The organism is Nocardia sp. TBRC8007, assembly GCF_056629435.1.
Genome location: NZ_JBWSOR010000007.1, coordinates 69,149 through 89,413, shown reverse-complemented (window position 1 = coordinate 89,413; position 20,265 = coordinate 69,149). Strand labels below are relative to the sequence as shown.

14 protein-coding genes are annotated in these 20,265 nt (G+C 63.1%); 10 read left to right on the top strand and 4 right to left on the bottom strand.

Translation table 11 applies throughout. From position 1 onward, the window contains the following. Window positions 1-15 precede the first annotated feature (15 nt). Window positions 16-2,481 (bottom strand): glycerol-3-phosphate 1-O-acyltransferase, encoded by a 2,466-nt coding sequence (locus ACX4ZE_RS09485; protein ID WP_480272964.1) that lies wholly within the window; start codon window positions 2,479-2,481, stop codon window positions 16-18. Window positions 2,482-2,833: 352 nt separating this feature from the next. On the opposite strand from ACX4ZE_RS09485, the gene ACX4ZE_RS09480 reads away from it, so the two are divergent. Beyond that, on the top strand, window positions 2,834-4,144 hold the full coding sequence (locus tag ACX4ZE_RS09480; protein ID WP_480272963.1) for a salicylate synthase: 1,311 nt from the start codon (window positions 2,834-2,836) through the stop codon (window positions 4,142-4,144). Between the two features lie 59 nt (window positions 4,145-4,203). On the opposite strand, the gene ACX4ZE_RS09475 is transcribed toward ACX4ZE_RS09480, so the two are convergent. Beyond that, a complete protein-coding gene (locus tag ACX4ZE_RS09475) occupies window positions 4,204-5,841 on the bottom strand; it encodes a (2,3-dihydroxybenzoyl)adenylate synthase (protein WP_480273029.1) in 1,638 nt (545 codons plus the stop codon). A 109-nt stretch (window positions 5,842-5,950) separates the two neighbouring features. On the opposite strand from ACX4ZE_RS09475, the gene ACX4ZE_RS09470 reads away from it, so the two are divergent. Then, window positions 5,951-6,826, top strand: a complete 876-nt coding sequence (locus tag ACX4ZE_RS09470; protein WP_480272962.1) for an oxidoreductase — start codon at window positions 5,951-5,953, stop codon at window positions 6,824-6,826. 401 nt (window positions 6,827-7,227) lie between these two features. Next, window positions 7,228-8,319 carry a 3-deoxy-7-phosphoheptulonate synthase gene (locus ACX4ZE_RS09465; protein WP_480272961.1) on the top strand — a complete coding sequence of 364 codons (1,092 nt, stop codon included), beginning with the start codon at window positions 7,228-7,230 and terminating at the stop codon, window positions 8,317-8,319. 138 nt (window positions 8,320-8,457) lie between these two features. Here ACX4ZE_RS09465 and ACX4ZE_RS09460 read toward each other — a convergent pair whose 3' ends face one another. Beyond that, window positions 8,458-8,664, bottom strand: coding sequence for a hypothetical protein (locus tag ACX4ZE_RS09460; protein WP_480272960.1), 207 nt, complete (start codon window positions 8,662-8,664; stop codon window positions 8,458-8,460). Between the two features lie 252 nt (window positions 8,665-8,916). On the opposite strand from ACX4ZE_RS09460, the gene ACX4ZE_RS09455 reads away from it, so the two are divergent. The 6 genes from ACX4ZE_RS09455 to ACX4ZE_RS09430 all read left to right on the top strand — a co-directional run bounded on the left by ACX4ZE_RS09455 (window position 8,917) and on the right by ACX4ZE_RS09430 (window position 17,654). Then, window positions 8,917-10,083, top strand: a complete 1,167-nt coding sequence (locus ACX4ZE_RS09455) for a pyridoxal phosphate-dependent aminotransferase (RefSeq protein ID WP_480272959.1) — start codon at window positions 8,917-8,919, stop codon at window positions 10,081-10,083. Between the two features lie 429 nt (window positions 10,084-10,512). Further along, window positions 10,513-12,678 carry an acyltransferase family protein gene (locus ACX4ZE_RS09450; RefSeq protein WP_480272958.1) on the top strand — a complete coding sequence of 722 codons (2,166 nt, stop codon included), beginning with the start codon at window positions 10,513-10,515 and terminating at the stop codon, window positions 12,676-12,678. 113 nt (window positions 12,679-12,791) lie between these two features. After that, window positions 12,792-14,468, top strand: coding sequence for a DNA repair helicase XPB (locus tag ACX4ZE_RS09445; RefSeq protein ID WP_480272957.1), 1,677 nt, complete (start codon window positions 12,792-12,794; stop codon window positions 14,466-14,468). Between the two features lie 125 nt (window positions 14,469-14,593). Next, window positions 14,594-15,178, top strand: a complete 585-nt coding sequence (locus ACX4ZE_RS09440; RefSeq protein WP_480272956.1) for a DUF3239 domain-containing protein — start codon at window positions 14,594-14,596, stop codon at window positions 15,176-15,178. Window positions 15,179-15,326: 148 nt separating this feature from the next. Further along, window positions 15,327-16,805, top strand: coding sequence for a M1 family metallopeptidase (locus ACX4ZE_RS09435; RefSeq protein WP_480272955.1), 1,479 nt, complete (start codon window positions 15,327-15,329; stop codon window positions 16,803-16,805). Window positions 16,806-17,144: 339 nt separating this feature from the next. Further along, window positions 17,145-17,654 carry an LppU/SCO3897 family protein gene (locus ACX4ZE_RS09430; protein ID WP_480272954.1) on the top strand — a complete coding sequence of 170 codons (510 nt, stop codon included), beginning with the start codon at window positions 17,145-17,147 and terminating at the stop codon, window positions 17,652-17,654. Here ACX4ZE_RS09430 and ACX4ZE_RS09425 read toward each other — a convergent pair whose 3' ends face one another. Continuing rightward, window positions 17,655-19,955 carry a helicase-associated domain-containing protein gene (locus ACX4ZE_RS09425; RefSeq protein ID WP_480272953.1) on the bottom strand — a complete coding sequence of 767 codons (2,301 nt, stop codon included), beginning with the start codon at window positions 19,953-19,955 and terminating at the stop codon, window positions 17,655-17,657. Window positions 19,956-20,066: 111 nt separating this feature from the next. Here ACX4ZE_RS09425 and ACX4ZE_RS09420 point away from each other — a divergent pair, with 111 nt between their 5' ends. Further along, window positions 20,067-20,255 carry a hypothetical protein gene (locus ACX4ZE_RS09420; protein ID WP_480272952.1) on the top strand — a complete coding sequence of 63 codons (189 nt, stop codon included), beginning with the start codon at window positions 20,067-20,069 and terminating at the stop codon, window positions 20,253-20,255. Window positions 20,256-20,265 lie beyond the last annotated feature (10 nt).

The following is a 20,265-nucleotide window of genomic DNA, read 5'->3' as shown; positions in this document are numbered from 1 at the left end:
CATCGTGACGATAGCTCACCACGTCTGCATGTTGGACGGATCGAGTGCGGCTGCTCGCGCGATGCGGGCTCCTATACCGCGTAGGCGCTCGGCGAAATCTTTTCGGCGCTGAATCAGTTCCATACGGAGTTCAGCTGCATTGTCCGGCACGATTTCCAGCAGGCGGTAGTTCTCGGCGAGTTTCAGTGCGCTGGCGAACAGTTCGGTAGCGACCGACTCGGGGCCATGTAGCCGCTGCTGCAGGAGCATCTGCTTGCCGACCGCGACGCATTCGGTGATGAGCCCCTTGCGGTCGATTTCGTCACTCGGGTCGCGGGCGGCGAGCCGTTCGGCCAGAACCAGCTGTGCGTCGATGAATGAACGCAATACCCGATGGGCCATCAGGAATCCCGAGGCGGTGAGCTTTGCCAGAATATCCGCGCCGAAGGTGTCTTGGCGGGTATGACTGTACCAGTCCGGATCCACCAGCAGCATTTCCGCGACCATCTGGTCGGTGAACTCGCCTCGCTCGGGGAAGAAGAACTCGAACTTGAGCAGATCGCGTAGCCGGAATGCCTCGTCCCAGCCGGTTTCCAAGGCATCGGCGTCGCCGCTGTCGACCGAGGCGAGAATGGCCAGCTCGAGAATGGCGCGATTGACGAACCAGTGCACGGCGCTGTTGCGGTAGAACGCGGCTTCCAGGTGTGCGCCGGGCTCGATCGAATACACCGGTTCGAGTCCGCCGCGGTACACCGTGACCACCTTGGCCAGCGACAGCTGCTCCAGCACGACAGCCAGGCCTTGCTCATCGCGCAGGGCCTCTAGTTCACCGCCGGGCAGCTCGCGCCTATCGATATAGCCGAGCACCGGCGCGATCACGGTGCGTACCTCACCGAGAGTGAGGGCGCGTCCATGTATGCCTAATAGCGCGAGAGTGGCCAATGCGTTGACCGTGATCGGAGTGACCGCGTTGATACCCACTGCGACTTCGAAGGCCAGTCGCTGCACTGCTTTCCGTTCCTGCTCGGTGATATCCGCTGCTCGCTCCGCGTCCGCGGTCGTTTCGGTGGAATCCGGTGGCAACTGCTCGATATGGTGCAGGGGAATGGTCAGTGGCGGGGCGATGAGCGGATCACCATATGCGGCGAGGCGGTCTCGGGCCGACAGCGGCTCGCCGAACCGCACGTACACGTGTCCAGCGGAGTGTTGCTGGCTGCGGATATAGCGCGCGAGCCAGGTCAGGCCTTCCGGTTTCTTCTTCCCGCCGATCTGTTCGGTGGTGATGGCGCCGAGCTCATTGAGTCGCTCGTAGGTGATCGAGACCGGAACCAGCATGACGTCATCGATGCGATTCGAACGTACCGCCGCGGCGAGATAGTTCAGCAAGCCATAGCGCGGTGGGCGCAGTTTCCCGGTGCGGGTACGGCCACCTTCGAAGTACCACTCCAGATTGAAGCGTTTGGCGAGCAAATAGGCAAAATACTCCTCGACGGCGGCTTTGTATATCTCGTCGTCGCCGAAGCTGCGCCGGATGAATATCGTCCCGGTGCGCCGGGCGATCGGACCCATCGGCCAGAAGCTCAGGTTCGCGCCTCCGATCACATGATTCGGCGGGAAGTCGTTACGCGCGAGCACATCACCGAGCACGAATGCGTCGACGTAGGAGCGGTGTGAAGGCAAGAAAACCAACGGAAAGCGCCGGTTGAGGCCGCGCAGCGTGGAAAGACCGGACTCGTCGAAGCCGACTTTCCAGGTCGAGGCATGCACCGGCCGCATGGCTTGGGTGAACAGGTCGGAGACCAGCCTGCTCTGAGCGGCGACTAATTCGTTGAGTGCTTTCTCCGCGCGCCGGTACACCTCCAGCGAATTCGCCCCGATTCGGTCGGCGATAATCTCCAGCCTGCGCAGGAAGTCAGGGGAATCGAGGATTTCCTCGGCCACGAGTCGCGGCACTTTGTATCGGTCCCCGATGACGGTTCGCTCGGCGCGTTCGAGCGCTACGACTGCCGCACGTACAATGGCGCGAGCGAATGGCTCGGCGACGCCCTTCTCGAACAGCGCCGCGACCCCTGGGTTATTGGCGCGTAGTTCGCTGAGCCGGGCGGGCGCACCGGTCAGTACGATGTAGCGATCCGGTGCCTTGGCGAGCAGCCTGCGCTGCACTAACCGGTTGGGCTTGCGTGGGTTGGTCATCAGGGCCAGATCGGCGAAGGTGACGCGGCGCACGCCGTCGCGTTCCGGCGGCAACCACAGCACACGCACCGGCACTACCAATGGATCGTCGTGCCTGCCGACGAGCTGGACAGCGACGGCGTTCGCATCCAGGTCCAATTGGGTGACCAGGGCGGCGATGCCGAGTTCCGCGCCGAGCCCACCCTCTGCCAACCAGGTGCCGACGAGTTTGCGTTCCACACCCGACGCGGCATCGATCAAGGCCACCACCGATTCCGGTGCGGTCCTGGCTCGGGCAATCACTGGTGAATCGCCGCGGTGATCGATCATCGATGTCTTCCCTCCGCAGGTGACACTTCCCCCCATTCAATCCCGCTGGGTGGATTCCGCGCAGGCACTCGGCCCGATGAGTTCGGTTTTCCGGTACATATCGGCTGGGCTAGGCAGATCGGTGGGCAGCAGGCATGTTCCTGTGTGGTACTGGCTCCTGCGTGGTTTCTGACTATTGTCGCGAGCGATATCGGACGCAGTGTCTTCTTGGCGCGTAGGACGCAGTGTCTTCTTGGCGCGTGGTACGGCGGTGGAAGTATCGCTGGAACTGGTTCGCACGGACTCTCGCTTATGATTCAGGTAATGCTAACCTTACTTTTGTAATGTGGGTCAGGATAACTTTGGAGGATCGTTGTCGACCACGGAACGCCCGCGGGTTGAGTATGTGACCGATCCCGCGGCGGCGATGTCCCAGCTGGCAGCCGCGGGTCAGTTCGGCGAGTACGTGGTGTACGAGCGTTCAAAGGAATGGGTGTTCGCCGCCGATCCCATAGGGAGTGTCGAGTTGGACTCTCGGGAGCTGCGAGTCACCTGGAAGGGGCGGACCACGACCAGCCGCTGGGCCGGAAATCCAGCGGGGGTGATCGACCGCGCGCTCGGCGCGCTCGCGCTGGGGGGCCGCAATGTCTACGGATGGATCGGTTTCGAGTTCTGCGCATGGTCTCTCGGCGTGGCCGGGCATGTGGATCCGCGTACCGCGTTGGCTCATCTGATGATTCCCCGTATCGAGGTGCGAGTCGGCGAATTCGGTGTACGGATATCCGGCGCCACACTCGCGGAGACCGGTGATATCCACAAGTTGATCGCACAGTCGCAGTGTCTCGAGCTCCCGCAGGCACACCCGGTCGATGTCCGGATCGACCCGACCGGGTATCGAGATCGAGTCGCCGAGGCGGTCGGCGAGATCCGTGCCGGGCGGTACCAGAAGGTCATCCTGTCCAGGAAGGTGGATTTGCCGTTCGTGGTCGATATTCCGGCGACCTATCGGCTCGGCCGTGCGCACAACACCCCGGCGCGATCGTTTCTGCTGCGGCTCGGCGGCCTGGAGGCGGCGGGCTTCAGCCCTGAGCTGGTGGTCGCTGTGGATGATGAGCGGGTAGTGACCACTGAACCGCTGGCGGGTACCCGCGCTTTCGGTCATGGCCGAGCGGCCGATTCGGCAGCAAGAGAGGATCTGGTCACCGATCCTAAAGAGATTGTGGAGCACGCGATTTCGGTAAAGTCTTCCTGGGCGGAGATCGCGGCCGTCGCCGATCCGGGCACGCTCGCCGTATCCGATTTCATGGCGGTGCGTGAGCGCGGCAGTGTGCAGCATCTGGCGTCAACCGTGCGCGGGCGGTTGGCTGCCGATCGATCCAGTTGGGATGCGCTGGAAGCGTTGTTCCCCTCGGTGACCGCCTCGGGTATCCCCAAGAGTGTGGGGGTCGACTCGGTTTTCCGGCTCGATCATGACCCGCGTGGCTTGTACTCCGGTGCGGTGCTTACGCTCGCCGCGTCGGGAGCGCTGGAGGCGACCCTGGTGTTGCGGTCGGTGTACCAGAACGCTGAAGGGGCCTGGTTGCGTGCGGGTGCGGGTGTCGTCGGTCAGTCCCGACCGGAGCGAGAGTTCGAAGAGACATGCGAGAAACTGGGCAGCATCGCCCCCTATGTAGTGAAAGCCTGAGGCCGACCCGACCCAGCGGTGCGGTGGTGGCGTGTTGCTGGTTCGGCCCATGTCACGGATCAGTCTTCGGCACGCAGCGCTTTCTTGTCGATTTTGCCGACTGCGGTGATAGGCAGCTTGTCCCGGTGGCGCAGGACGTCCGGCAGTTTGTAAGTCGCCAGTCCTCGGTGGGCGAGGAAGGTTTTGATCTCGGCCAGCGTCGGCATTTCGCCGTCGACGACGAGAACGGCGCACACCCTCTCGCCGAGTGCGGGGTCGGGCAGCCCGACAGCGGCGGCATGCCGGACCGCGGGATGGGCGAGCAAGTGTTCTTCTAGCTCGTCGCAGGAGATGTTCTCGCCGCCACGGTTGATCACGTCTTTGATTCGACCCGAGACGACGAGATGGCCGCTGGGCAGGCGGCGAACCAGATCGCCACTGCGGTAGAAGCCATCCGGGGTGAACGCGCGCGCATTGTGCTCGGGCGCGCGATAATAGCCGCGAATCGTATATGGTCCCCTGGTCAGCAGCTCACCTTCGGCGCCAGGGGCGACGTCATTACCCTCGGTGTCCACCACACGGATCTCGTCGGCCGGCGACAGCGGCCTTCCCTGGCTATTGTGCAGCAGTTCGGCCGGGTCGTCGAGCCGAGTGTAGTTGAGTAGTCCTTCGGCCATCCCGAACACCTGCTGTAAGGTTGCGCCGAGCGCAGGGGTCACCTCCTTCGCGTTGACCTCGGCCAGCCGGGCGCCACCCACTTGGAGCAGGCGCAGCGAGCTCAGGTCGGCCTCTTCCCATTCGGTAGCGGCGCACCAGAGCTGGGCCAGTGGTGGTACGACAGCGGTGCAGGTGACCTGATGCCGTTCGATCGCGGGGAACGCGGCCTCCGGACTCGGGTCACCGACGAAGGTGACCGCGCCACCGGCGCCGATGGTGCCGAGGATGCCGGGACAGGCCAGTGGAAAATTATGTGCGGCAGGCAAGGTCGCCATGTAGACGTCGTTTTCGGTCAGAGCGCACACCTCAGCGCTCGCGGTTGCGTTGTAGACGTAGTCGTCGTGCGTGCGCGCGATCAGCTTCGGCAGACCGGTGGTGCCGCCGGAGACCAGCATCAGGGCGATGTCACTCGGATCGATCTCGGGTAGCTTGCCGCCATTGCGCGGGATCGAGCTCAGGTCAGTGAAGGGGCCCGGGTCACCGAGCACCAGTACCAGGCGCAGCTCGGGCACCGCGGATCGCACGGTGGTAGCCAGCTGGCGGTAGTCGAACTCGCCGATCTGGTCTGCGATGATGTAACCGACAGCTTCGGCCTGTCGTGCCAGATGTTCGATCTCGGCCCGCCGGTGTGCGGGCAGGCTCAGTACCGGGATGATCCCGGCGCGTGACAGGCCGAACAATACGGTCAGGAATTCGGGCACATTCGGCAGCTGGACCACTACCCGGTCGCCAGGCGCGAGGCCGAGCGCGAGCAGTCCATGGGCCATCCGATCCGCCGTGGCATCGACCTCGGCATAAGTGTGCGCGCCATTGGTATCGAGTAGCGCTGGTCGCAGTGGGTGTCTGTGCGCACTTGCGCGCAGCAGATCACCGAGTGGTCGCCCGGCCCAATATCCCGCGGCCCGATATTCCGCGGCTGTGGGCGCGGGAAAAGGTACATGGCCGACGCGATGCATCGTGTATGCGGAAGGGGTGGAAGTCACGGTCTGCCTCACAGTAATTCCGGGCTGAGCGGGCTGAGCCATCCTTAAGTAGGTTAGGCAACCCTATATCATAGTATTGCTGGCTGAGCAGCTGCGTGGGCCGAGAGCGCGGACTAGGCTTGCGTTCATGAGCAGGTGGGACATTTCGAATATCTCCGACCAGAGTGGTCGGTCGTTTATCGTGACAGGGGGAAACAGCGGACTAGGGGCGGAGACAGTGCGCGCGCTGGCCGCAGCGGGAGCTGAAGTGGTGCTCGCCTGTCGGAACGTGGCTAAAGGAGAGCGCGTAGCCGAGAAACTCGAACGGGTTCTGGTGCGCCGGCTGGATCTGGCGGACCTGAACTCGGTCCGCGAGTTCGCTGAGAGCATCGACCGGGCCGATGTGCTGATCAACAACGCGGGAGTGATGGCGCTGCCCGAGGGGCGCACTGTCGATGGGTTCGAAAGGCAATTCGGTACGAACCATCTCGGCCACTTCGCACTCACCGGACACCTGTTGGACAAGATCTCCGATCGGATCGTTACCGTCGCGAGCTTCGCGCACCAGATGGGCGAGATCGATTTGACCGATCCCAACTGGGAGCGGCGCACATACCAGCGCTGGTCCGCATATGGGCAGGCCAAACTGGCCAACTTGATGTTCGCGCGCGAACTGCAGCGCAGATTGACCGCAGTGGGCGCACGGAAGATTTCGGTGGCCGCGCATCCCGGCTACGCGGCCACGGAACTGCAGTCGCATACGGAGTCGTTTCTGGACAGGGTGATGTGGTTGGGCAATCGGCTGTTGGCGCAAAGTGCTGCCATGGGTGCGTTGCCGACGCTGTACGCCGCGACCGCTGATGTCGAGCCGGGCGGCTACTACGGTCCGACCGGGTTCGGTGGTATGCGCGGCTATCCGGGCCCGGCCGACTCGTCGAAGGCATCCAAGGACGAGAAGGTCGCGGGCGAGCTCTGGGAGCTATCGGAGAAGCTGACCGGCGTCACCTATACCTTCATGGAGTAAGCCGTAATCGCTGTGTTCATCGGTGCCATCGCGATGTGCACGGCCTGGAGTCGGACGGATGTCGTCGTGCGCGCCAGGTAGGTGACCGCATGCCTGTTCGGTAGGGGTGACAGACGGCATTGACTGGGGTCGACCACTGTCTCGGGTCGACCACTGTCTCGGGTCGACCACACCGGCACCGTAGCTGGGGCACTGTATGCCGCGGCACCACGAATTCATCTGACAGCGCTGGACTGGTACCGTGTCCGCCGTGCAGTGCGTGTATTTCTGGTTTAGCAAGCTGGCTCCGGGCGGGCTGGTCTGCGGCAACCACGCGCGCTGACGACATTCCACCCCGAGCCGGATGACCGGCTCGACGGGAACGTCTCCGTGGGTCGGCCCGAGAAAAGGAAACCCACGATATGACAACCGCAGCCGACATCGACGCACGGCATTCCGATCTGGATGATCAGCGCACCCTTGCCATCAGCCCGCTGCGCTCACCAGCGGAAGTGCGCCGCGTGCACCCGATCACCGATGGGCTCGCCGACACCGTCCGCGCCGGACGCAAGGCCACTATCGATGTGCTGAACGGCACCGACGATCGCCTCATGGTGGTTGTTGGGCCGTGCTCGGTGCATGACCCGGTCGCTGCGCTGGACTACGCGCGTCGTCTCGCGGCCACGGCTGCCGAACTAGAGGACCGGTTGCATGTGGTGATGCGGGTCTACTTCGAGAAGCCGCGAACCAGCTTGGGCTGGAAGGGGTTGATCAATGACCCGCACCTGGATGGTTCGTTCGATGTCAATACCGGCTTGGGTTTCGGCCGTAAACTGCTGGTCGATATCACCGCTCTCGGGCTTCCGGTGGCCTGCGAGTTCCTGGATCCGATTACTCCGCAATACATCGCGGATCTGGTGTCCTACGGTGCGATCGGGGCACGTACTGCGGCGAGCCAGGTGCACCGCCAACTCAGCAGCGCGCTGTCGATGCCGGTCGGCATCAAGAACGGCACCGACGGGGATGTCCAGGTAGCGGTGGATGGCGTGCGGGCCGCGGCAGCCAGCCATGTGTTCCCCGGCACTGATCTGGACGGTCGCTCCGCGTTGATCCGGACGACCGGCAATCCGGACTGCCATGTGATCTTGCGTGGCGGCAGTACTGGAACGAACTACGATGCGGCTTCGGTGGCCGAAGCGTGCTTACGGCTGAAGAAAGCCGAACTTCCGCAGCGGATAGTCGTGGATGCCAGTCACGGCAACAGCAATAAGGATCACAGTAAGCAGGTCGATGTGGTCACCGACATCGCGCACCGGTTGGCGGCGGGTGAGATCCATGTGGTCGGTGTGATGCTGGAGAGCTTCTTGGTCGCGGGTCGTCAAGACCTCACCCTCGGCCGTGCGGGAGACCTCGCCTACGGTCAGTCCATCACCGACGCGTGTCTCGACTGGGAGACCACCTCGGGGCAGTTGCGCACGCTGGCCGATGCGGTACAGCGCCGCCGCACACGCTGACGACCGCGGAGGTCGCACAACGCGGAGGTCGCACAGCACTGCCCGCACCGGTCCGTGGCTCGACCTCATGGACCTTGCCGGTCGCTGCCCCGCCGACTGTTACAGGCGAGGCAGCGACGGGCTCGACGTGAACTGGTCTCAGTTGGAAGAACCGAGGAACCAGTCCGGCGTCGAGAAGCCGGATCCTGAGTCGCCGGTCGAGGAGCCGAGGAACCAGTCCGGCGTCGAGGAGCCGAATCCCTTGCTCGCGATCAGGTCGTGTGCGACATGCCGGAGGAAGTCCAGTGAGTATCCGGCGAATTCCGATGTGGCCGGATTCGCAATGAGGTCGAGGTAGGAGGACATTCAACGCCCCTTTCGGGATATCCGCGGAGAGCGGTATGTGCGGTAGAACACGGCGAGACTAGCTTCTATCGGGGGAAGCGGACAGCCGTATGGCAAAAATGTGAAACATAGATGTTTGCTATTAGGTGGCAATATTCTCATTGCGGAGTCGGCCTGCGGGGTTGGATTCATCGGTACAGATAGCGAACTCCTTGGCACGTTCGGCGACTCGTCGGCACCGACGGATACCGGCGGTCTGGTTAGGCTTCGAATATGTCCTCGCGACTTCAAACCGTTTCCCGCTTGCGTCCGTTCGCCTCCACGATCTTCGCTGAGATGACGGAGCTCGCCGTCCGACACAACGCGATCAATCTCGGTCAGGGATTCCCGGATACCGATGGTCCTGCGAGCGTGCTCGAGATGGCGCGTAGCGCCATAGCCGAGGGACGCAACCAATACCCTCCCGGACGCGGTATGCCGGTCCTGCGTCAGGCCGTCGCCGAAGATCGGGCTCGGCGCTATGGGACACACTACGACCCGGATACGCAGGTGTTGGTGACGGTGGGTGCGACAGAGGCGATCACCGCCGCAGTGCTCGGATTGGTGGAGCCGGGCCAAGAGGTTGTACTGATCGAACCTTATTACGACTCCTATGCTGCCGCGGTGGCACTGGCCGGGGCCAGGCGGCGCACGGCTCGATTGGTAGCCGACGGCGACAGTTTCGTCCTCGACCGGGACAGCTTGCGCTCCGCGGTTACTCCCGCGACCCGGTTGCTCATCGTCAACTCACCGCACAATCCGACCGGTACGGTGCTCGGGCACGCGGATCTGCAAGCGATCGCGGACATCGCCTGTGATCTCGATCTCCTGGTGCTCACCGACGAGGTCTACGAGCACCTGGCTTACGACGACACCGAGCACATCAGCCTGGCCACTCTGCCGGGGATGGCTGAGCGGACGATCGTAGTATCCAGCGCAGCAAAGACATTCAGTGTCACTGGATGGAAGATCGGGTGGGCCTGCGGACCTGTCGAACTGATCGACGGCGTACTCGCGGCCAAACAATTCCTCACTTTCGTGGCGGGCGGGCCATTCCAGCCCGCGGTCGCGCACGCGATCAATCATGAGCTTGGCTGGGTCGCGCGACTACGACAAGCGTTGTCCGAAAAGCGCATTCGACTCTCCGCTGCACTGGCCGATGCCGGGTTCGGGGTACTGGCCAGTGCAGGCGGTTATTTTGTGTGCGCCGACATCACCCCGCTCGGCGCCGTCGACGGTCTGGCGTTCTGCCGGGAATTGCCGAAGCGCCTCGGGGTCGCGGCGGTACCGGTCAGTGTGTTCGCCGACGATCCAGCTGCCTGGAACCATCTGGTGCGTTTCACCTTCTGCAAGCGTGACGAGACACTGGACGAAGGAGTCCGCAGGCTGCGTCTCGGCTGATTCATCGCTGAGCCGGCTCACTGTGGGTCTCATCGTCTTGTGCTGGCCGAGTGAGGGCGGGACGGGATCAATGGAGCAGCGGAATACCGGTGGCAACTGTCCAGCTCGGTGTAACCGTTATTGTCCCGGAACAGGAAATCGAATGCTGGGCATCTAAGGACAGATCGGTATCCGCTGCCGACGATGCTATGAGCCGAGAACGGAATATGCACGTTGTGCACAGGCACCGGAAACAGGGCTTGTGGCCGACGGTCGGGGCGAATATCGCCGTTGATGGATATCGTGTGCAGTGCTATTGCTGACAGCCGGAAGTTTCGCGATCCAACCGATTATCGGAGTAACCATATCGTCATAAATATCCAGGTCAGGATACCCAGTCGGCGGCGAGTCGGCACGACACAGCCGATTGGAACGAGAACAATGCTGCGCATGACGGCCACGGTCGGAAGCGGGTTGCGAAATCAACGGACGGACCGGCTGCGCAATGCATCACCATGGCAGGGGTTTCGACAAGACATCCAGGGATTGCGGGCGGTCGCTGTTTCGGTTGTCGTGTTGTTCCATGCGGGTGTTCCCGGGATAGCAGGTGGATTCGTCGGTGTGGACGTATTTTTCGTCATTTCCGGCTTTCTCATTACCGGAATACTCTGCCGTGAAGTAGCGGCCACTGGAACTATCGGCCTGGCCAGATTCTACGGTGCACGCGCCCGCAGGCTGCTTCCTGCGGCGGGCCTTGTGACGATCGCTACCGCGGTCGCCGCAGTCGTGCTGTTGCCGCCATTATCGGTCCGCCGAGTGCTCGGTGACGGGATCGCAGGCGCGCTGTACGTCGGGAATTATCGGTTCGCGCTGCACGACACCGATTACCTCGCTGACACGGCATCGCCATCACCGTTTCAGCACTTCTGGTCGCTCGGGGTGGAGGAGCAGTTTTATCTGCTGTGGCCTGCGTTCATTATCGCAGTGGCCTGGCTTGTGCGGCATCGCCGTGGCGGTGTGGCATCGTCATGGCCCTATCTGCTGGTTCTCGCGGTTGTCGTAGTGGCCTCCTACGCGGTCGCGCTGAGCTGGACCGGAACATTGCCACCGTGGGCGTTCTTCTCGTTGCCCACCCGGGCCTGGGAGCTGGCTGCCGGTGGTCTGGTGGCGCTCTCGGCGTCCGCGTGGTCCCGGCTACCGAAACCGGTGGCGGTAGGAGCTGGATGGGCTGGACTGGGTTTGATCGTCGCGGCCTGTGCCTATCTGAGCGAGGGGACGCCGTATCCAGGCACTGCGGCGCTGGTGCCGGTGGCAGGCACCGTTCTAGTGCTCATCTCCGGATGCGTGGAGACACGATCCGGGGTCGGACGGGTCCTGGCCGCGCCCGAGCTGGGGGCGATCGGTGCGGTGTCCTACGCCTGGTATCTCTGGCACTGGCCCGTGTTGGTGTTGGCGCCGGAGGCACTAGGCCGCCCCCTCGGGCTGGTCGGTTCGCTGGTGGCGGTCGCCGTGGCAGGCGGGCTCGCCGTACTTACCCAGCGGCTGGTCGAGAACCCGATCCGTTTCGCCGCGCCGCTGCGTAATTCGGCCATGCTCAGCCTCGCCTTGGGTGGTGCGAGTACTGTGCTCGCCGCAGGCATGGCTTTGGTCTTGTTGGCGACCGTGCCCGCTCCGGTCGGTCGCGGTATGGCGGCGCAGGTCCTCTCGCTCACCGCACCTACACAACCAGCCGCTCCCGCTGTCGATCCACGCGATGCGGCAGTCGAGCAGCTTGCGGCCCACATGCACTCCGCGATTGCCGCATCGGAAGAAATCCGTTACATACCTTCGAATCTCACCCCATCGCTGGCCGAAGCACCCGGCGACAAGGCGGTGGTGTTCGGCAATGGATGTGTGCGGTCCTGGCTCGAGGTCGGCCAAGCCGAGTGTGCCTCAGGCGTTCCGGACTCGGCCACTACTGTGGCGCTTGTCGGTGATTCGCATGCCGCGATGTGGCATCCGGCGTTCGAGCCGATCTCGGTATTGCGGCACTGGCGGTTGGAAACCATGGCCAAGGTCACGTGCCCGTTGCTCGATCTGCCCATCATCAGCCCTTATCTGGGCCGGGAGTACACTGAATGCAAGCAATGGCGCGGCCAGATCATGACCCGGCTGCAGGACGAACGGCCACGGTTGATCGTGGTGAGCATGTCCCGGCGCTATGGCGGCGATTTCGGCTTCGTTGCCTACGATCAGGCCTGGGTCGACAGTCTGAACCGCCTGGTAGCTCAGCTGAGAGCGTTCGGCTCGGCTGTTCTCGTACTCGGGGCGATCCCTGATCCACATGCCACTGTGCCCACCTGCTTGTCCGCGCATATCGACGATGCCTTGGCATGCACTCCCACGCGGCCGGTCGCGGTGAACGATGCGGGGATCGCGGCCGAGCAGGCGGCGGTCACCGCGGGCGGTGGACGCTACGCCGACCTGACCGCACTGTTCTGCACCGCCGCACGCTGCCCTCTCATCGTCGGCAGCAATCTGGTGTACCGCGATGACAATCACCTCACAGTTGGTTATGCCCAAGCGCTCGGCCCATTCCTCGGCGCGCTCGCTGACCGAGCGCTTGCCCCTGACTGAGCTGCTGTGACCGTGCTCGCAGGTCGATCGGGTGGTCTGATGTAGCGCGCGGATCGCTTCTGCGTGGTCGAACCCATACGGCGACTGTCGTCTGGCCTCGTTATCGTGGACTGATGTCGCACGATGGTGACCAGGTATCCGGGCCGCTGATCGTCCAGAGTGACAAAACGCTGCTACTGGAGATCGACCACGAGTCAGCCGAAGCGGCGCGTCAGGCGATCGCGCCGTTCGCCGAGCTGGAGCGGGCACCGGAGCATGTACATACCTATCGAGTGACCCCGCTGGCGCTATGGAACGCGCGGGCGGCGGGGCACGATGCTGAGCAGGTGGTGGACGCGCTGGTCCGCTTCTCGCGATACGCGGTGCCGCAGCCGTTACTCGTCGACGTGGTCGACACCATGGCTCGCTACGGGCGATTGCAGTTGGTCAAGCATCCCGCGCATGGGCTGACACTAGTCAGCTTGGATCGCGCGGTGTTGGAAGAGGTACTCCGGCACAAGAAGATCGCCCCCATGCTCGGTGCGCGTATCGATGTCGACACCGTGGTGGTCCACCCGTCCGAACGCGGCAGGATCAAGCAGATGCTGCTGAAGATCGGCTGGCCTGCTGAGGATCTTGCCGGCTACGTCGATGGTGAGGCGCACCCGATCGAGCTGGACTACGCAAACGAGGGTTGGCACCTGCGGGACTACCAGCAGATGGCCGTCGATTCGTTCTGGGCGGGCGGCTCCGGCGTGGTGGTGCTGCCTTGCGGCGCGGGCAAGACGATGGTCGGTGCCGCGGCTATGGCCAAGGCGAAGGCGACGACACTGATCCTGGTTACCAATACGGTGGCGGGTAGACAGTGGCGGCGCGAATTACTCGCGCGCACAACGCTCACCGAGGATGAGATCGGCGAATATTCCGGCGAGCGTAAGGAGATCCGCCCGGTCACTATTGCCACCTACCAGGTGATCACTCGCCGCAGTAAAGGCGAGTACAAACATCTGGAACTGTTCGACAGCCGCGACTGGGGCCTGGTTATCTACGACGAAGTGCACCTGTTGCCCGCTCCGGTCTTCCGGATGACCGCTGATCTGCAATCTCGCCGCCGCCTCGGCCTGACCGCGACCTTGGTCCGCGAGGACGGCCGGGAGGGAGACGTGTTCTCGCTGATCGGCCCGAAGCGTTATGACGCACCGTGGAAGGACATCGAGGCGCAGGGGTGGATCGCCCCGGCAGACTGCGTCGAGGTCAGAGTCACCCTGACCGACGCCGAGCGGATGACTTACGCGACCGCCGAGCCGGAGGAGCGTTACAAGCTGTGTGCCACCGCCCATACCAAGATCGCGGTAGTCGAGTCGATTCTGGCGCACCACGCAGACGCGCCGAGCTTGGTCATCGGCGCATATCTGGAACAGTTGGACGAGCTCGGTGTCACGCTCGATGCCCCGGTGATCCAGGGCTCGACGAAGACCAAAGAGCGTGAAGAACTCTTCGACGCTTTCCGTCGCGGTGAGATCCCGGTACTGGTGGTGAGCAAGGTCGCGAACTTCTCCATCGATCTACCGGAGGCGTCAGTGGCCGTGCAGGTATCGGGTACTTTCGGATCACGCCAAGAGGAGGCCCAGCGGCTCGGCCGGTTGCTGCGCCCGAAGCAGGACGGCGGTCAGGCCCATTTCTATTCTGTAGTGGCACGCGACACTCTCGATGCCGAATACGCCGCCCATCGCCAGCGTTTCCTCGCTGAACAGGGGTACGCCTATCGCATCACCGATGCCGATGACTTATTGGGACCACCGATCGGATAAGTGGAGGATTTCCCTCCAGAAACTGTGCTAGGAATGAGGGCGTGCGTCGCTTCGAATTCGCAGTTGACCGCAGGCATGCTCACACGGTCAATGAAGTCTTCGCTGGTCTTCGTAGGCTCCGCCGCATGGCCGCCGCCACCGCGATCATCGCCGCGATGGGGACGGCGTTTCTGATCTGGTTGGATCACCCCTGGGCGTACCTGCTCGCTGTCGCTGTCGCGTTGGGTGCGGCGACCGCGCTCTGGGTGGCGTTGTGGACGCCGTGGCATTCCAGCATCGACAAAATCTATGCGGACGGCGAACTGGTTCCCGCTGTGGTCTCGGCGGCTACTGCCTCCGGGTTGGTGCTGCTCGCGTTGGTCGATGTATCCGCTCCGGAGGCGGAGACCCCGCGCTATGCCTTGGTGACCAGGAAAGTCCGTGCATTACCCGGACACAGGACAGGAGTGGGCGAGCGGGTGCCCTCGATTGCGGTGCGCACCGACCGAGCGCCAGGGCAGGTAGGCGAGCGTTGGCAGTCGGTGAGTGCGATGCCGATTGCTTGGGGTACTACCGATGGTTCGGTTATCGAGCGTGCCCGTACTGCGATCAGTGAGGCCGAATGGCGGTTGCTCACCGATAATCTCATCCTCGCCGAAAAAGTGCCACGGACCACTGCGAAGCGACTGTTACTCGATCCGCACCAGCTACCAAGGGAAATCGGCTGCTGAATCGCCGCCCGATCCAGGAATGAGCACCTGGATCGGGTCGGCACCAGGATTCTGTCCAGCCACACCGATCCGTGGGCCCTCGGCACTCGACAGGCGCGTCGAGTGCTGATTATCGGTCCCGGCGTGCCGATGGCGTGGATCGGCACTGGTGCCGGAGAAGCAACTACCATTCAACAAGATCGATATCGAAGAGTTGTTGGCGCAAAGGGTGGTTGGTGGTATGCGAGTATTCGATCGGATATGTGTTTCCGTCGTTTGCGCGTTCATCGCGACATCGGCTGCCCCCGTGTACGCCGTGCCGTTCGCGGATCCGCTGGTCGGGTCGCCCGGCCTGGGGGATCCGTACTACCCGCTGGACGGCAATGGTGGTTATGACGTCCAGCATTACGAAGTCGGCATCGATTATGACCCGCCGAGCCGTTGGTTGGCCGGAACCACGACGATCAATGCTGTTGCCACACAGGCTCTGCGCATGTTCAATCTCGACTTCGCGGGGCCGGAGGTGCGCGCGGTGGCGGTGAACGGCCAGCCTGCCGGGTTCGACCGTAACGGCGAGCATGAATTGACCGTGATGCCGGTGATTCCGTTGCTGCCCGGCTTACCGTTCACCGTTGCTGTCGATTACGCGGGCTCTGCTGTCGATACCCAGGGCAAGGGGTGGACCTTTGCGCCGAGCGGCGGTGCGTTCGCCGCGGGTGAGCCGCATTCGGCGACCAGTTGGTATCCGCTCAACGACACTCCCCTGGATAAGGCTACGTTCGTGTTGCGCGCCACCGTTCCCGCGGAATGGGAGGTGGTGTCCAACGGGGTGCGTACCGAGAATGTCGTGCACGGTGACAAGCGGACAGTCAGTTGGGTAAGCGTCGAGCCGGTGATCGGCTATCTGACGACCATCGCGATCGACAAATTCGATTACCTCGAGCAGCGCCGAGCCGATGGCACCCCGCTGGTGAGCGCGTTCGCGCCGAATGCGGGACACTATCGAGAGATTGAGCAGCGATTGCCGGAGATCCTCGATTTCGCCGAAGTGCTCTATGGTCGGTACCCGTTCAACACGGCCGGGGGCATCTACCTGGACGCCGACCTCGGGTTCGCGCTGGAGACGCAGACTCGTCCGATCTACTCGTCGCGAACTGATCTGCGGACTATCGTGCACGAGATCGCCCATCAGTGGTGGGGTGATTGGGTATCGGTGCGGCACTGGTCGGATATCTGCCTCAATGAGTGCTTCGCCAGCTATACCGCCGACTACCTATGGCCGGAGCGAGTGCAGGGCGAAGACGTCGATGAGGTCTACCGAGAGACCATCCGGAAGTATCGCGACGACCAGGAGTTCTGGGAAGTTCCTCTGGAGAACCCTGGTGCTGGAAAAGAATTCACGTCGGTTTACTGGCGTGGACCATTGTTCTTGCACGCGCTGCGCAGACAGATCGGCGACGAGGTGTTCTTCGTGGCGGCCAGGGACTTCCTCGCGGCGCACGCGTACGGCAATGCCTCGATGCCGGAGTTCCGCGCGTTCGTGCAGTCCAGATCGCCCGTTGATCTGACCGGTTTCTTCGAGGCATGGTTGCACCGCACCGCACCGCCGCCGGAAGAGTATCTGTTTCCGGGTGCCCTGCACGACTGAGCTTGCCTCTGGTGCGTGGCAGAACAGTCCACCGGCGCCGGATACCTTGCGGGCGGTCACGCGTAACGATGTGGTTCCGTGCAGCGAAACAACTCGCGTACCGGACAGGAGTCCGGTTGGTGGATACGAAAGGCGTTGCAGTGAATTATTCTGCGTTTCAGCTGCTCGGGCGACTGGTTCCCAGCATCATCGGGTTTTCGATCCTGGGTCTCTACGCCCTGCATATGTAGTCGTCGTATCGCATTCGGACACTATCGAACTGATGCGGCTGTTGTGGTAGTGCGGGTATCCTCACCGAGTTCGTGAGCTGGTGGACATGTTCGGTGAGAGAGGTTTCAGGTGAGATTTCCAAGAGCGGGACTGCCGGTGCGGGGCGTGCTCGCGCTCGTCGCGGCGACCGCGGTGGTCGGTTGTTCGACGACCGAGGATGCGAGCACGTCGAACATGGCCAAGGCCGAGGTCGGCGATTGTATCGAGGGTTCGACGGCTGATTCCACCACTGAGTCGGTGGACTGCTCATCGGCCAAGGCTGTGTACAAGGTCGCACAAGTTTACGATAGGAAGACCAAGTGTGCCGCCGGGTATATCTCCTACAAGGAAACTCTCCGCGGTGGCACCACTGCGTTCTTGTGCCTGGTTCCGAATTTCAAGGAAGGCAGCTGTTACAACGGGAATGGCGTGACCGGATACAAGCACATCGACTGTGGTTCGCCGGAGGCGGGTTTCCGCGTGTTGAAGCGTATCGACGGCCGAGCCAATGAATTGCTGTGCGGTAGGGAGTCCACCAGCTTCCGGCTTGTCGAGTCGGATCCGAAGATCACCTTCTGCACGACCGAGCTGAAAAGCTGATCACTCCAACAGGGCAACCGACGCGATCCGGTGCAGAGTGAAGTGCCGGACCGCGCCGGTCACCGGGTCCAGTGCGTCCAGTTGTCCATTGCCCACCTTCAGTGGCTCCACCACCCGTTGCGTGGCGACCCCCTTGGCATCGACATAGCCGATAGCCACTGGCCGGTGTACTCGCGCTGCCAGATGGAGCAGAGCGAGGGCCGCGGCGGTATTGGTCCTGGTGCCATCCGGCCGCACCGCTTGGCTTGAACGGGCATTCGCGGCTCGCTCGCCTGCGCGTAGCTCCGCAACGAGCGACTCCAGTTGCTCAGCGCTGGGGGGTGCTGGGCGATACGATGCTCGTGCGGTGGACCGTACCGAGATCCTCGCACCAGGCGGGCGGAGATCGATGATCATTCCTGCCGAATCCTCGCCTGCGGCTGCGAAGCCGGCAGCGCGCAACTGCTCCAGCAGTTCGCCCAGTGATACTTGGGCAATAGCGACACTCGGGGCGATAGATCTTAGCGCCAAAGCGCTAGCCACCGGCGCGGCCAGCACCTGGGCGAGCAGTGTCGGGTCGTCGCTACGGATGAACGACTGCGCCATACCCACCCGTAGCTGACCGTGACGCCGGGCCACGTCATCGATCAGATAGGTCAGCGCCTGCGGAATGGGTGTCCGAGAATACTTGGCGAACAGGTTGTGTAGCTCGGCTGCGGTCGCCCCAGCGTCGAGGGCACGGCGCACGGAGGATTCGCTGATGCGATACACCGTGGCTGCGCCAGCGGATTCGACGTCGGCGACCACTATGATGCGACGCTGAAGATCTGTCGTCAGCGGACCTGGGGCGATAACGGTCAGATCTGCTTGAACCAGTACGTGGTCCACCGGCTCTGGCAGCGCCGACGTCATTTCCGTTTCTGCATCGGCTACGCTGGTCGCCGCCGCGTGCAGTAGCGCTCGTGCCGCCGAGCTGAGCCCGCCGCGACCGATGAAACCGAGCGCCGCTGCCTCGGCCAGAGTCTGCTCGATCACTTCCGGACGGAAATTGCGACGTTTGCGCGGCTGTCGCCACGCCAGTACCCGGCCGATATCGGCGGGGTCGAGCGAGGTGCCGGGCGGATACTCCGCGAGCAGATCGAGGATCGCCTTCCGGTCGTTTGGCGCATGTGGGACGCGCAGCTCCAGCGCCAGCGCTGCCAGCGGTTTGTCATTGGCGTCACGCATACCGACCATCCAAGGCATCCGATCCAATTCCAGCCAGGCGACCGCTAGCGTGGCCCAGCGCCTGGCCGGAGGCGAATCCAGCCATGCGTCAACCGCTGGAGTCGGCGCCCAGAAGTCATCGGTCGAATCGAAGTCGGGTGGCGGATCTGGTAGGCCTTTCTCCAGAAGTTTCGTGGCCGCGAGCAATTCGATGAGTAGACCCGCTCTCGGTTCGCTGACCCCAGCTTGCTTGGCGATACGGCGTAGTTCACGAACCCCTAGGCCGCCCGCGCGCAAAGCGGGGGCGGGGGTTTGGCCCAGCGTCTCCAGTACCGCTGCGCAGTGCCGTAGCAGCTCGCCAACTTCGCCTGCTGCGACCGAGTTCACTTCGATGGGCGGGTGTTTGCTCGGCCACGGTTGTGGCGGTACCAGCGCATACGGATGGATAACCGGTTCCAGGCGCAGCACTTGGCCGACAGTGACGGGTAATTCGACGGTCTCGTCGTCGATGTAATGCAACAGCCGCCGCGCCAGCAGTCGCTGGATCGGACGATCAGCTGGGGTACCTGGTGCGGCGTCTCTGGTGCGTCCGCGTGGACCGGTCGTTGCCAGCTTGTCCAGCAGAGTGCGTTCGGCAGGTGCGAGCTCGGTGAGCGTGGCGACTACTTCGGGTTCGGTGAGTGCGTCGGGAATCTCGGTCGCGCTGCCGATCGGCCACGGTAGCGCCTCGGCGGCCGCCGAGATCAGATGCACGCATTGTTCTTCATCGAGCCAGACCAGGGCGCGAGCGGTCAGACGCTCCAGTGCGTCATCGATCGCGGCGCGTGGCACCCGTTCGTCCAGTTGCCTATACAGTTCGGCTCGGTCGAGCGGGCTGTTTTCCCGATCGGTGTGCGGCATGTGTCGCACCGCAAGAGTTTCTATAAGGGCGAATTCGAGCGTGTTCAGGGTTTCAGTGGCCCGCAGTACCGACGAGCGTTGTTCGGCACGAACGGCGAGCACGGCCATTGAGGAGGGCAAGGGAACAGCTAGGTCCGGCCGAAGCCGCAGCAGCGTAATGAGCTGGGCATCACTGCGAGAACCGAGCCATCCGGTAAGGGAATCGGTCGCGGTCATCCGGTTCAGCCTACGATGCTGGATAGCTACCCGCCTAGGTCGGCAGCAGGGCGGGCCTGTGCCGCACCGGACGTGCCGCGCGGGTTCAAGTGGTCATGTCAAAATGGGGCCGTGGTGAACAAATCGAAAGAACCCTATGTCGACAATGGCTGGCCCGAGGTTGCCGACGGTGATCACGTGGTTACCGAACTCTCTTCGGCCCGCTCTGGAGGTCTCTCGCCCTACGGCGAAGACATGGAATTCCCGGTCCCGGCTGAGCAGTTGCCCTATATGCACCCGAACACGGTGATCAACCGCTGAGTGTGGTCGA